Origin of the sequence: Priestia sp. FSL W8-0524 (assembly GCF_038005965.1) — a bacterium.
Lineage (GTDB): Bacteria > Bacillota > Bacilli > Bacillales > Bacillaceae_H > Priestia > Priestia zanthoxyli.
Window position 1 is genome coordinate 2,331,677 of record NZ_JBBOUG010000001.1, and the last position, 12,833, is coordinate 2,344,509.

15 protein-coding genes are annotated in these 12,833 nt (G+C 37.4%); 5 read left to right on the top strand and 10 right to left on the bottom strand.

What is annotated here, in order from left to right:
• Nucleotides 1–80: 80 nt before the first annotated feature.
• On the bottom strand, nucleotides 81–323 hold the full coding sequence (gene tlp, locus NST66_RS11800) for a small acid-soluble spore protein Tlp (protein ID WP_013057249.1): 243 nt from the start codon (nucleotides 321–323) through the stop codon (nucleotides 81–83).
• A 172-nt stretch (nucleotides 324–495) separates the two neighbouring features.
• On the opposite strand from tlp, the gene NST66_RS11805 reads away from it, so the two are divergent.
• On the top strand, nucleotides 496–1,107 hold the full coding sequence (locus NST66_RS11805; protein WP_340843382.1) for a hypothetical protein: 612 nt from the start codon (nucleotides 496–498) through the stop codon (nucleotides 1,105–1,107).
• A 31-nt stretch (nucleotides 1,108–1,138) separates the two neighbouring features.
• Here NST66_RS11805 and NST66_RS11810 read toward each other — a convergent pair whose 3' ends face one another.
• From NST66_RS11810 to acnA, 4 genes are all read right to left on the bottom strand, one after another.
• Nucleotides 1,139–1,282 (bottom strand): acid-soluble spore protein N, encoded by a 144-nt coding sequence (locus NST66_RS11810; protein WP_014459885.1) that lies wholly within the window; start codon nucleotides 1,280–1,282, stop codon nucleotides 1,139–1,141.
• 44 nt (nucleotides 1,283–1,326) lie between these two features.
• Nucleotides 1,327–1,470: an FbpB family small basic protein gene (locus tag NST66_RS11815; protein WP_014459884.1), complete on the bottom strand. Its 144-nt coding sequence runs from the start codon at nucleotides 1,468–1,470 to the stop codon at nucleotides 1,327–1,329.
• A gap of 212 nt (nucleotides 1,471–1,682) precedes the next feature.
• On the bottom strand, nucleotides 1,683–2,282 hold the full coding sequence (locus NST66_RS11820) for a TlpA disulfide reductase family protein (protein ID WP_049164862.1): 600 nt from the start codon (nucleotides 2,280–2,282) through the stop codon (nucleotides 1,683–1,685).
• Nucleotides 2,283–2,477: 195 nt separating this feature from the next.
• Nucleotides 2,478–5,198, bottom strand: a complete 2,721-nt coding sequence (acnA, locus tag NST66_RS11825) for an aconitate hydratase AcnA (RefSeq protein ID WP_033579123.1) — start codon at nucleotides 5,196–5,198, stop codon at nucleotides 2,478–2,480.
• 221 nt (nucleotides 5,199–5,419) lie between these two features.
• On the opposite strand from acnA, the gene sspO reads away from it, so the two are divergent.
• The 4 genes from sspO (at nucleotide 5,420) to ku (ending at nucleotide 7,499) form a co-directional block, all read left to right on the top strand.
• Nucleotides 5,420–5,569, top strand: a complete 150-nt coding sequence (gene sspO, locus NST66_RS11830) for a small acid-soluble spore protein O (protein WP_013083371.1) — start codon at nucleotides 5,420–5,422, stop codon at nucleotides 5,567–5,569.
• 212 nt (nucleotides 5,570–5,781) lie between these two features.
• Nucleotides 5,782–5,922, top strand: coding sequence for a small acid-soluble spore protein P (locus tag NST66_RS11835; protein ID WP_013057256.1), 141 nt, complete (start codon nucleotides 5,782–5,784; stop codon nucleotides 5,920–5,922).
• A gap of 152 nt (nucleotides 5,923–6,074) precedes the next feature.
• On the top strand, nucleotides 6,075–6,515 hold the full coding sequence (locus NST66_RS11840; protein WP_033579124.1) for an Hsp20/alpha crystallin family protein: 441 nt from the start codon (nucleotides 6,075–6,077) through the stop codon (nucleotides 6,513–6,515).
• Between the two features lie 150 nt (nucleotides 6,516–6,665).
• The gene (ku, locus tag NST66_RS11845) at nucleotides 6,666–7,499 is read left to right on the top strand and encodes a non-homologous end joining protein Ku (RefSeq protein ID WP_034266498.1); all 834 of its coding nucleotides are present in this window, start codon (nucleotides 6,666–6,668) and stop codon (nucleotides 7,497–7,499) included.
• A gap of 22 nt (nucleotides 7,500–7,521) precedes the next feature.
• Here ku and NST66_RS11850 read toward each other — a convergent pair whose 3' ends face one another.
• The 5 genes from NST66_RS11850 to NST66_RS11870 all read right to left on the bottom strand — a co-directional run bounded on the left by NST66_RS11850 (nucleotide 7,522) and on the right by NST66_RS11870 (nucleotide 12,832).
• A complete protein-coding gene (locus NST66_RS11850) occupies nucleotides 7,522–7,920 on the bottom strand; it encodes a hypothetical protein (protein WP_014459877.1) in 399 nt (132 codons plus the stop codon).
• Nucleotides 7,921–8,107: 187 nt separating this feature from the next.
• Nucleotides 8,108–9,820, bottom strand: coding sequence for a DUF2357 domain-containing protein (locus NST66_RS11855; RefSeq protein ID WP_033579125.1), 1,713 nt, complete (start codon nucleotides 9,818–9,820; stop codon nucleotides 8,108–8,110).
• Complete coding sequence (locus NST66_RS11860; protein WP_155008076.1) at nucleotides 9,774–11,408, bottom strand: MrcB family domain-containing protein; 1,635 nt, start codon at nucleotides 11,406–11,408, stop codon at nucleotides 9,774–9,776. Before NST66_RS11860 ends, NST66_RS11855 begins: the two co-directional genes overlap by 47 nt.
• A 420-nt stretch (nucleotides 11,409–11,828) precedes the next feature.
• Nucleotides 11,829–12,281 carry a hypothetical protein gene (locus NST66_RS11865; RefSeq protein WP_372454456.1) on the bottom strand — a complete coding sequence of 151 codons (453 nt, stop codon included), beginning with the start codon at nucleotides 12,279–12,281 and terminating at the stop codon, nucleotides 11,829–11,831.
• Between the two features lie 71 nt (nucleotides 12,282–12,352).
• Nucleotides 12,353–12,832 (bottom strand): (2Fe-2S)-binding protein, encoded by a 480-nt coding sequence (locus NST66_RS11870; protein ID WP_155008075.1) that lies wholly within the window; start codon nucleotides 12,830–12,832, stop codon nucleotides 12,353–12,355.
• Nucleotide 12,833: the final 1 nt, after the last annotated feature.

Below are 12,833 nucleotides of genomic sequence, written 5' to 3' on the forward strand. Positions count from 1 at the left end.
ATTCACCTTACTAAAAAAATATAGAAAGAAAGCAGCTAAAACCGTTTATTTTTAGCTGCTTATTGTCGCTGTTTTACTTATTAAATCGTACCTTCGTAACCATTTTGACGAGCTTCTGATTCATCTTTTATTTCGCTGCGCATTGCTTCAATGCTTACTTCGCGATTGTGATTTTTTTGCTGAATGCGCTGACGTTCTTCTTCAGTGCTGCATGCAGCAGCTTCTTCTGCTTCTTCAATGTTTTTCATTGTATTTTGTACCATTGTTTGTAATTTTTCAACGTTATCACTGCGATCGTCTGGATTCGGTTTATTCCATGCCATTGTATCTTCCTCCTCAAAATAACTTTGTTACAATTGTAGTATGCCGGATTTGTTCATCTCTATAAGTGGAAAAAAATGATTTTAGTTTACATAATATAATTATAATTAAGTTAAAATGTATATATAAAACATACATAATATGGTAATATATACATACAAAGGGGGAATCGCTATGACCAAACGAATGATAACATTACTAAGCGTCATCTTTATTGCAGTGCTTGCCGTATTTTTTATGTCGCAAACTTCATTGGCATCAAAATTGACAATAAGTGCCTCTATCAAGCCTCACCATTACTCAAAACATGAAGAAAAAATGTTAGCCGTGACAAACTTAGACTACAAAAGCAATATCATGGCATACGATGTTAAAGCTCCTAATGGAGCAAAAGAAGCTTATGTAAAAGCTACTTATTATGAAAAGGGAAAAGCCAAACAACCTTTATTCTCAGGAGGGTTGACTGTTTCAAAAGAATTTGACATGTTTGCTATTACATATAAAATCGATGATGATACTCACAAAGTAATGTTTAATGTGGGAAGCAACGATACAAACCTAGGGATAGAAGCGGAAAAGCCAAAGAAAATGAACGGCTATTCCTTTACTGGATTAGAGAAAAAACAAAAAGTGAAAATGAATAAACCATATCCAGTTTCTGCTTTATTTGGTGACGATGGCAGTGGCATACGAGTTGCTCCGCTTTCAACCGATGACGGAGAAGTTGTTAAACAGCTTATTTCGAGCAACCCTTACGTTTATTTATTCACAGTAGAATTCAAATAATAAAAAGTCGCTGAATTCAGCGACTTTTTATTCATTCACCTTTGGTTTGAATAACTTGAGGATGCTTGCCGGATGTATCTTGCATTTGTTTTCCGTTATTTCCACCAGCTTCTCTCGGTTGAGTGCCGATGTGATTCGGAACAAAACTTTTGCTTTGTTTTTTAGGATTTCCCATGCTTATCCCCTCCTCACCGTTACTCTAACCAACTTACTTTAAAGTTATTCAGCTCTTTCAAGCATACGATCTTCTAACCGCTTTTCAATTTCCAATTCAATGCGTTCAATTTCTGACTGATCTTTTAACAGCTGCGTTTTATTTTCTTGCACTAACTCTTCAAATGAACGTTTGCGTAATTTTCTCATGATTCCAACACCTACTTTATGTAATTTTTATGAAAAATCTGAAAAATCAAAAGAAACTGATATCATATAACTATCTATATTGTAACCAATTTGTCAGATAAGTAAACATACTTTTTGAAAAGTTGTAAGAAAGTTTGACATATTTACTGACTTATCTATATATACGATGGTAAAGTAAATAAGTTTCATTTTTAATAAAACAAGCAGCGAAGTTAATTCGCTGCTTGTTGAGCAAAGTTTTCCATTTGTTTAAGCGTCATTGGACCATTCACTCGCTGAACAATTTTCCCTTCTTCATCTATAAAGTAAGATGTCGGAATGGTGGACACCCGGTATTTTTTACTTCCCACAGTATCTTGGTCGTCCAATAATACATGAAACGTAAACTGTTTTTCTCTCAGAAACTTAGATACTGCCTGTTTACTACCTTCTGATGAAGTTAAATTAACCGCAAGCAGCTGTACGTCGTTTCCATATTTCTTATAAAATGCTTGCATATCGGGCATTTCTTTTTGACACGGCGGACACCATGTGGCCCAAAAATTTAAAATAACTTTTTTTCCTTTAAAGTCCGATAATTGAACAGTTTTTCCGTTCGTATCTGAAAGTGTAAACGGAGGTGCTGTATCTTTTGGTTCTAACCCATAAGCTTGACCAGAAGCCTGACGAGCACTATCGCCTTTTTTAATATTTAAATCCTTGTATTCGCTTAAGTTAGAATTATCGGATGCTTCATTTGGAGAAAGCCCTTCCCAAAGTGCGTAGCTAAGAAAGCCTACTAGAAGCAAGACCGCAATTATTTTTTTAACCATATGATCGGCTCCTTTATTTCTTCTAAAAAGTGATAATCTATGTACTAATAGATATGTGCAATATCTACTAAAATAATCCTTTTATCGGGCATTTTCTTTTATAATATAGCATATTTCCCTCTCACTTTTTGTCGAAAACGGTGCGTTTGCATAAAAAAAGAGCGGCTCACGAGAACCGCTCTTTTTCTTTATACCTTACGCATGTGTTTTAGACTGTAATTTATCACGAAGCACCATTTGAAGGATACCACCGTGACGATAGTAATCAATTTCAACTTCACTATCGAAACGAACCAGTACTTCAAATTCTTTTTTGTTTCCAGCTTCATCAGTTGCTGTTACTTTTACAAGATCACGTGGTTTTACTGTTTCATCAACTGCTACTGCAATTGTTTCTTTTCCAGTTAAACCTAATGTATCCGCGCTTTCACCATCTTTAAATTGAAGAGGTAAAACACCCATTAATACTAGGTTTGAACGGTGAATACGCTCAAAGCTTTCAGCGATTACTGTTTTAATACCTAAAAGATTTGTGCCTTTTGCTGCCCAGTCACGAGAACTTCCCATGCCGTAATCTTTACCTGCAAGTACAACAAGACCTGTACCTTGCTCTTTGTATTTCATACAAGCATCATAAATGCTCATTACGTCATTTGTTGGCCAGTACGTTGTCCAGCCGCCTTCTGTACCAGGAGCTACTTGGTTTTTAATGCGGATGTTTGCAAACGTACCGCGCATCATCACTTCATGGTTACCACGACGAGAACCGTATGAGTTAAAGTCTTTTGGTTCTACACCGTTTTCTTGAAGGTAAAGACCTGCAGGTGATGTTTTTGCAATTGAACCCGCTGGTGAAATGTGATCCGTTGTCACTGAGTCACCAAATTTCGCTACTACGCGAAGATCATTTAACGGTTCTACTTCACCTGGCTCTTCTGATAAGCCTTCAAAGAACGGTGGATTTTGAATGTATGTTGAATCATTCTCCCACGTATAAAGAGCATCTTCGCTCGTTTTAATTTCATTCCAGCGCTCATTGTCATCGAATACACGCTCATACTCGTTACGGAATAATTCAGGCGTTACGGTACGGCTAACAACTTCTTTAATTTCATCTTGAGAAGGCCAGATGTCGCTAAAGAATACTTCATTGCCGTCTGTATCAATGCCGATTGGATCTTTTTGTAAATCTACATCTACCGTTCCAGCCAGTGCATATGCTACAACAAGCGGTGGAGAAGCAAGGTAGTTACCCTTTACTAATTGGTGAATACGTCCTTCAAAGTTACGGTTTCCTGAAAGAACAGACGTTACAAGCAAGTCGCTGTCTGCAATCGCTGCTTCAATTTCAGCTTCAAGTGGACCAGAGTTACCGATACAAGTCGTACAGCCATAGCCTACGATGTTAAAGCCGATTTTATCTAAGTATGGAAGCAATCCTGAATTTTGAAGGTAAGCCGTTACTACTTTTGAACCTGGTGCTAAAGAAGTTTTCACGTAAGCTGGAACATCCAATCCTTTTTCTACCGCTTTTTTCGCAACTAAACCAGCTGCTACCAATACGTAAGGATTTGATGTGTTCGTACAGCTTGTGATAGCCGCAATAGCGATGGCACCTGTTTTCATTGTTGTTTCTGAACCGTCTGCAAGCTTAAACGTAACTTCTTTATCCACGTCTTTAGCATCAAGTCCGAAGCTTTGATTGCTAACAGGAGCTGTTAAAGCTTTCTTGAATTCTGTTTGCATTTGAGAAAGTGGAATTAAATCTTGCGGACGCTTTGGACCTGAAAGATTTGCTTCAATCTCAGCAAGATTAATCTCAACAACATCAGTGAAAATTGGATCTTCATTTTCTGGTGTAAAGAATAAACCGTTTGCTTTTGTATATTGTTCGACAACCTGAATGTCTTTTTCATCTCTTCCTGTTAAACGCATGTATGCTAATGCCTCTGCGTCAACTGGGAAGAACCCGCATGTTGCACCGTATTCAGGAGCCATATTAGCAATTGTTGCACGGTCAGCTAATGGAAGTTCTGCTACGCCAGGACCGAAGAATTCAACGAATTTTCCGACTACTCCTTTTTGACGAAGCACTTGCGTAACTTTTAACGCTAAGTCTGTAGCTGTAGTACCGTTTGGTAATTCACCAACAAGTTTAACACCGATTACTTCAGGAACTGGGAAATAAGAAGGTTGACCAAGCATGCCTGCTTCCGCTTCAATACCGCCAACACCCCATCCTAAAACACCGATACCATTAATCATCGTTGTATGAGAGTCAGTACCTACTAGAGAATCAGGGAAAGCTACGAATTCGCCATCTTCTTCAACAGCATGAACAACGTTTGCTAAATATTCTAAATTTACTTGATGCACGATACCAGTAGCTGGCGGAACTGCACGATAGTTATTAAATGATTTTTGAGCCCAGCTTAAGAAATTATAGCGCTCTGTATTACGTTGAAACTCAAGGTCCATATTAATTCGTAATGAGTCAGCTGTACCTGCTTTATCAACTTGTACGGAGTGGTCGACAACGAGGTCTACTGGAATTTCTGGATTGATTTTGTCAGGATCTCCTCCTAAATCAGCCATTGCTTTACGAAGTGACGCTAAGTCTACAACCGCTGGAACTCCAGTGAAATCTTGAAGAATAACACGAGATGGTTTGAAAGGAACATCGATATCTTTGATATCTTTTGTTCCCCATTTTGCAAGGTTTTCGACGTGTTCTTTTGTAATAACACGGCCATCTACCTGACGAAGAACAGATTCTAATAATACTTTAATTGAATACGGCAGCTTAGATACGTTACCTAAACCTGCTTCCTCTAAAGCTTGTAAGCGGTAATAATTATATGTGCTGCCATTAAGATCGAATGACGAACGAGCGTTAAAAACGTCTTTTTTAGTCATTGCTTTTACCCCCTTAAAATTCTATGTATAAAGGATTTACTTACCCCATCCTCTATTCCCTTCACCATCTATCTTAATATAATATTATACATAAGTAAATAAAAAGAATGTTATTAATTAACATAAGTTTCACTTATAACCTTTTTCCATCTGCCTTTTATTTTTCTAATAATTCATATTTCATTGATTTTTACGCATGCTAGAAACGGAGGTGATTCAACATGGCTAAACGCAAGTCAAACCACGTCATTCCTGGAGCTAACGCGGCTAGCGCTCAAGGAAAAGGAGCGGGTTATAATGAAGAATTTTCAAATGAACCATTAACCGAACAACAGAAACAAAATAATAAAAAACGCAAAAAAAATCAATAAAACATTCTCTTATTGGATATACTAATCACTAGTTAGAAAAGCAAAATCGTTTAACTCCATGAAATCTAACGAGAAGGCGTCATTATATATGGCGCTTTTTTTCTGTTCCCATTTCCTGTTTTTGCTAAACCTATTTTTAGAAAGGGGAATTTTTCATCGGATAAATCCCCTGTCACTATCCCACCCTAATAAATGAAAGGGAGGGTTTAACTATGAACAAAAACAGCAGCAAAGACATCAGAAGAAATGCGCCAAAAAGCAATTCTGGACAGCCCGAACCGCTAAGCGGATCTCATAAAGTAAAGAACCGTAAGCATTCTCGCCAAAAACACAATAGCGGACATGATATGTAAAACAGCGGCAAGCTCTCTACAGAGCTTGCTTTTTTATGCATAGAAAAGGCAGCTAGTACTTCAAGCTTATTCTTTGCACAGGAGTTCACTAAGTACATAAACGCGCATATGATAGTAAAGTGAAACAGTTTAAATAATGGAGGAACGTAGAAATGAAAAACAAGCGTCTGCCAGCAGACCAAATGTTTGTAAAAGGCTTTCAAGAGTTGTTAGAAGTCATGCTTTCAAATCCCTTTATGAGTTATTTAGATTATGATTCCGTTCGTATAGATTTATTTGAAACAGAACAATCATTTATTGTCGAAGCTGAATTATTAGGGTATCACCCTAAGGATATTATCGTTCAGATACAAGCTGACCACTTACAGCTCACAGCCAAAAAATACTGCCTTAGAGAATTTCATGATGAAAAGCAAGGAACGCTTGCAAGAGAACAAATGGAAGAAAGCGTTGAACGTACAATTGACTTTCCGTTTCCATTGATGAATAAAAAGATTACCGCTACATTTAGTAACGAAATTCTTGAAATTACGATTTCCAAACATGAGACAAATGAATCTAATCAGCCAATAGTCCCTATTGAGTTCCAATAAAGCTGCAGATGTTGTCTCTGCAGCTTTATTGGAACTATTTAATTGTTTATTTAGCACATAGTTTTTTTAGAAAGTTTTCCTTTTCAAAACAATTGGATATCTCATTTGTTTTACGGCACACTACTAAAAAAGAGTAAAAGGAGAACATTTATGCTTCATACTGCTTGGAAAGGTAAAATCAGCTTTGGATTAATTGACATCCCTATTAAACTGCACGGAGCAATTGAAGAAAAAGATGTAAAGCTGCGCACACTGCACTCCGTTTGCCATACACCCATTCATCAAGAAAAACATTGCCAAACGTGTGGACGAGAAGTAGAATCCGATGAACTGGTTAAAGGATACGAAACCGCGACCGGTCAGTTTGTTGTACTTTCACAACAGGAAATTGACCGTGTCAAAGAGCCCTTTGCAGCAAACAAAGCTGTTGAATTGTTGCACTTTGTTTCGTTAGATGACATTGATCCCCTGTTTTTTGATAAGCCCTACTATATTTCTCCTGAAGAAACGAGCCTAAAAGCTTATTATACGTTATTAAATGCACTTGAAATAACGAATAAAGTCGGTATTGCCAATGTATTTTTATATTCCAAACAGCAAATCGCCATTATTCGTTCCGTGGGCGGCTCTCTCGTTCTTCACACGATGCATTTTGAAGAAGAACTTCGTTCAGTCACAGATGTGCCTAACTTATCTACTACTTCTTCTGTTAATGAAAGTGATACACAAGTGACGGTGGAATTAATTGATAAGCTATCTACTTCTTTTAATCCATCTATTTACAAAAACAACTACCGAGATGCCTTACAAAGCGTCATTCAACAAAAAATAAAGCAAGGCGAAGTTACAAAAGTAAGCGGAAGCGAAGAACGAGATATTCGACATTTAATGGAAATGTTAAAGGTGAGCATAGATCCTTCTACTTTACAACCGACAAAATCAACAGCAGAGAAAAAAACGTCATCCTTAAAAAAGAAAGCATAAAAAAAGCTAACGAAGAAGTTCGTTAGCTTTCATTTGCAACAGAAGTCTTAGGAACAATAGCTCCATATGACGCCGGTATTTTTAAATATTGCGTTACTTGATCATTTTCCACAAAAACAATAAAGTTATCTTTTTTATCTTTTCCAATACCTTTTGCTTTTGCTTCAGACCAATTGAAGCCCAGCTTTTCATTTACCTCACTGCGGGTCGTTTCCGGTCCAAAAACATATACTTTATCCCATCTAAAATCACATAATTCATTAAAATCAAGGATGGAAGCTTCTTCTTTACTTTGATTTGTTTTTTTAATTTCATTAATTACGGTTTGCTGAAGTTGCGCTTGGTTGCGTTCGCTGTATACCCTGTCAATAAAAAAAGTTGCCAATAGCGCTACTAACGTGAATAGTAGAATCTTTTTCACTTCGTTGTCCTCCTGATACGTTCTCTGCACATGATACGACTTCTTTTCGATACGGTTTTATTCTCTACTATTCTAGAAAATTCAACAGGAAAATACAACTAAAATCTCGAAATGTCATCAAAACATAAAAAACTTAACACTATGTCAACGCATAAAAAAAGGGCTTGTTCACGTTCTACCTATTTACCTAATCAGCGCTGAAAAGATTTGGTTCTTCCGTACAAATAGTTTTAATAAATTCTTCTACTAGCCCTTCCTCTCCCGGCAAAAAAGGCAGCGCACCCACTCCAACGCGTTCAATACTTTTATAAAAATGATGCTGCTTATAGCCTTCTGCTTTCCCTGGAAACAGCACAACCGCTGTTTGTACCGGTTTTATTCCATTTTCCTCTACAATAGCGTCTCGGTAACGGTGCATGGTATTAATATCTTCTTCTCTAGGAGAGGGCGTATCGTGATTTGGTTTGATACGATACTTAGCGTCAAAAAGATATACACTTTTTTTCTCCCCTTGCTTTACTTCAAGCAGCAAGTCCGGCTTTTGGATAACAGTATGAGTATGATGGTATTCTTTTTGATACCATAGCGTTACTTCTGCTTTTCCCACCTGAAAACGATGGTAAGAGGCCTGCACTCTGACATTCAACCCTTGTTCTGTCGTTGTCATGATGTTTTGTTCTATTCGTTTGCCGTAAATTTGCAACTTCTTTAAAAGACTAACATACGTCCAGTATTCATAGAGAGTTGCGATATCTTTTAATGAAAGGTGGTAAAACTCTCCGTTAAGAGCCAACCCTCGCGTTAAGAACATAAAGTATCTGCTTGCTTCCCGGTAGCGGGGTGCCGTACGGAGTGTAGAAGGAAGAGTTGAAACTTGTATGGTCTTCACTCTTTGCCAGAACACATTGTTTAGCAGCCTTTTTAATTCGGTATGATTGGTTTCTAGAGCCGACACCGCTTCTTTTTTTACATATCTATCTTCTATCAATTTGTCAATTAGTGTAGTTAGCTTGTGATACAGCTGCGTCATCATCCATTTAACACTTTGATTTTCCAAATTATCATAGATAGCTACATGTCTTGTGCCAATTGCTTTTGTAGGTACTACTTTTATATGCCGATTAATTTTAATTCCTCTGCTTGAAGATGCAAGATAGGTAGGGTGTGTTCGGACAAATGATATAGCCTGGCTATCTTGTTTTTTTATTTGATCTCCTCTCATGAGCTCATGTTCAACTTTTACCGATTGAAACGGCTGATTCTCAATCTGACGAACAGAATGAAGAAAGGGTTTCATATAGTGAGAGAGCACATGATAAAATTCCGTCCATGTTGCTTGTTTAGACCAAACCGATTTTGCTTCAATATACGTTTTACGGAGCATATCGTATGCCAAATCATGAATGTATCCGTTCACTTCATCAACCATGCGTACATAATCTGTCTTGTAGCTCATCTTTGACGGGAAAATTTCAAGAGTAAAAGACAGCTCTTTTTCTATTTCACTGTAGACATGAAACGTAGAATACCCTACCTCATTTTGAAAGCTTATATTTCCTGTTAAAATGTAGGGAAATCCTACGGTTTGAAAACTTTGTTCAACTGCTTTTGAGTCGTGATTAACAAACAGACTTGTTTCATTTTTTGAAACAACTGTAATTTGATAGGTTTCATTTTCAAAAAATAAAGGCTCAAGCGGCGGTTTGGAAGTCATCATGCCTTTTGTTTGATTTAGTACTTTTACATGTGTGATTCCTTTTCCCGTACAAGAAAAAAACATCACTTCTTCTGCAGATTTTATTTTTTTCTTATTCTTTCCTTTTATAACCACCGTACACGTATCGGTTTCAATTTCAACGTACGGTATTAATCCAAAATGACGTGTATCCGTATACTTCAAAACGTCTCATCATCTCCATTATTTTGCGTGCACTTTTAGGAAATCTCATCCCGTCTGCGTTGACAACAGCTGTCTCAAATTCATCATCGAGCAGCGTATTTGTACAGTAATAATAAAGATTTTTTAATAGGTCAAATGTGTAAGCATCGCTTCCTGAAATACGAGGCAAAACTTTTTGCAATATCTGAAAATCAAACGCCTGATCAAATGTAAACACTCCGCTTTTCACTGCGTAAATTAGATAAAAGCATATTTCGTCGCGTACGCGGTAACCTATTTGCAAATCGACTTCTGTAAGCATCTCGTTGACGGTTAGCAGTTCATTTGTTACTTCGTGAATGAGCTCAGCATGTTCAACATACGCATCTTTTAAGTGAACGTATTGACTTTGAATTTGTACATTTTCAATACTGTGCCGAGATGGATCTCTATCATCTAAAAAATCAAAAGAATCTAGCTGAATCTTATTCAGCTCAATGGTGTTGGTACGATCTAACAACTTTTGACTAAACCCATGAGTTGTTTCATCCATATTAATGGTACCGATAATGAGAAGGTTAGATGGCAAATAAATATCTCGGAACATCTTATGTCCAGGAAATAACGGAGCCGTTTTGATTTTCCCTTTTGACCAGCTTCTGCTTTCCATCACGCTTAAAATATCGCTAAAATAATGTTCAACTCGAGCTAAGTTCATTTCATCCAATATGGCAACATATGTGTAAGCTGGATGCTGAATGGCTTGCTGCATAATCGACAGAAACGATCCTCTGCGAAAATCTCCTCTTAAATCAATATACCCTAATAAATCTGAACTATCGTGCCAATCGGGCCGAACTGGAATAAGCACTTGTCTGCCATTTTCAATCGTGGCACCGATACTATCTGCTAAGAGCTGCGCAAGCTTTGTTTTTCCCGTCCCGCTCATTCCTGATAAAACAATAAAAGGCTTGGTCTTTAAAGCAAAGTAGGCGTTGGCTATATCTTGTCGTTCGTATGTAAATCCAGATTTCTTAATATACTCATGAATGTGGACGATGGCGTCTTTATCGCCAATCATCTCTTTGCTCATTCCGTATGTTTTTATATACTGTTCATGCATACTCAGCAGTAAATGCAAATCATCTTGAAGCTGATCATTATTAGGTAAGTCTGCTATATTGTAAGGAAGGTAAAGAGCTACTCTATCCTCAAAGCTTTTCGCTTCCATGCTTGTACCAATGACAATATGATTATCTTTCAATACGCGGGCATGTTCAGGAGTAAAAAAACGAATGTCTTTCAGATCAGTTCCTTCCCCTGCATCTCCTTTCATCATGACTAAGTAAATGCGCTGACCGTCTTCACTGAATAAATATGCTACTATCACATCACTCTCTATATTCTTATTAGCAAGAGTCACGTAAGGAAATGTTTCAGCGTGGTGGCCCGATATACGCATTTCTTCTCGATTTATATGCTCCAATCGATAAAGAGAAATCGGAAGCCGGCGTGTAATCATATTTTCTACTTCGTGTTTTACAAGTACGTCTCCACCCATTTGTTTATAATGTTCAGCTACATAAAGCAGCCGATCGCGCAAACTCATCGAATTCTCTCCTTTCTGCCTTCACTGCAGTTTGTAAAAATAAAAAGCATCGTCAGTTGACCACGCAAAAGTTTCGTTTCTTTTATTATAGACGCTTTCTTCGTATCGTAAGCTATTTTATAACGTTAGAAAACACTACATTATTCTTTTCTCTACATATATGTTTATGTTCATTTTAATGAAACATGACCGAAAAGAAAAGCGTTAGGGGCTTAATGAATGAAGAGGTAATGATACGAACAGAAAAATAGGCAGCTTCTGTACACAGTGATACAATCGCCATTATGCTACATGATTATTTGATGTCTGATGCTTTTGGCTGAGTAAAGAAAAAAATAAAAATAATCAGCGGTAGCGCGATAAGAAAAATACTCGTCTCTGAAGGTCTTACTGTAGGTATATCCGTTAATGACATCTTAATCAGTCCTTTGTAAATTTTTCAACTAAGTCAGGATTTACATAAAAATGTTTTGATACGGTACGATGAAAAAACTGAGAGGATTGATTTAGTTCACTTAATGCAGGTTCTGTTTTAGGAACGCCAAAAATAGGTCCACTTACATTAATGGTAAACCTTCCAGAAGAAATAAAGGCGCCCGACACATTGATCTGGTTATTAAGCAGCAACGCCGCAAGAATCACATCAATCATATCAATAATGATATTAATTCCCGCATCTCCGTCTTTTCCTTCTATTCGGCTAGTTCCTGTAATAGGTCCCCCTACTGAAATACGAAAAGCTCCGGGTGTCACAAATACGCCTATAATTGTTATTTGGCCAGTTAATAATAATATAGCTGTTACTACATCCAGATTTCGTTGAATGGCAAAGATCAGTTCCCTTTCTTTGTCAAAGCCGCTTTTCCATTCCACATTCTCCACACCCTTAGCACATACTATTCTAAACACGTGTAAATGTTATTCTATTTTTTCTTTTTCCCGTCTCACTCCCGCTCCGAAAAGTGTAAAACAGATTTTACTGCGTCTTCAATTTCTTTATACCCTGTACATCTGCATATATTGGAAGCAAGCCACTCCTTTATAATATTGTCACTGCCTGAAGGATGGTGTTTGGAAAGCAAATGAGCATTCATGATAAAACCCGATGTGCAATAACCGCACTGAAAAGCAAAGTGTTCAATAAAAGCTTTTTGCATAGGTGAACTCTTCAGCCCTTCTATAGTCATTATTTCTTTCTCTTCTGTTTCTGCCGCTAACATGAGACAAGATTTCATTGGCCGCTGATTTATCCCTACTGTACAAGCCCCACAGTCCCCGTTTAAACAGCCTGGTTTTGCTCCGGTAAGGCCCAGCTTTTCTCTTAATACGTAAAGCAACGTATCTGCTGTTCGGATATCAACCATTTTTTCTTCACCGTTAACCTTTAGCTTAATTGTTATTCTATACCGTTCATCTTTTAGCACG

Bases quoted from the DNA above. Each gene is read 5' to 3' on its own strand.
- tlp (WP_013057249.1), bottom strand. From the start codon at position 323: ATGGCATGGAATAAACCGAATCCAGACGATCGCAGTGATAACGTTGAA.
- NST66_RS11805 (WP_340843382.1), top strand. From the start codon at position 496: ATGACCAAACGAATGATAACATTACTAAGCGTCATCTTTATTGCAGTG.
- NST66_RS11810 (WP_014459885.1), bottom strand. From the start codon at position 1,282: ATGGGAAATCCTAAAAAACAAAGCAAAAGTTTTGTTCCGAATCACATC.
- NST66_RS11815 (WP_014459884.1), bottom strand. From the start codon at position 1,470: ATGAGAAAATTACGCAAACGTTCATTTGAAGAGTTAGTGCAAGAAAAT.
- NST66_RS11820 (WP_049164862.1), bottom strand. From the start codon at position 2,282: ATGGTTAAAAAAATAATTGCGGTCTTGCTTCTAGTAGGCTTTCTTAGC.
- acnA (WP_033579123.1), bottom strand. From the start codon at position 5,198: ATGACTAAAAAAGACGTTTTTAACGCTCGTTCGTCATTCGATCTTAAT.
- sspO (WP_013083371.1), top strand. From the start codon at position 5,420: ATGGCTAAACGCAAGTCAAACCACGTCATTCCTGGAGCTAACGCGGCT.
- NST66_RS11835 (WP_013057256.1), top strand. From the start codon at position 5,782: ATGAACAAAAACAGCAGCAAAGACATCAGAAGAAATGCGCCAAAAAGC.
- NST66_RS11840 (WP_033579124.1), top strand. From the start codon at position 6,075: ATGAAAAACAAGCGTCTGCCAGCAGACCAAATGTTTGTAAAAGGCTTT.
- ku (WP_034266498.1), top strand. From the start codon at position 6,666: ATGCTTCATACTGCTTGGAAAGGTAAAATCAGCTTTGGATTAATTGAC.
- NST66_RS11860 (WP_155008076.1), bottom strand. From the start codon at position 11,408: ATGAGTTTGCGCGATCGGCTGCTTTATGTAGCTGAACATTATAAACAA.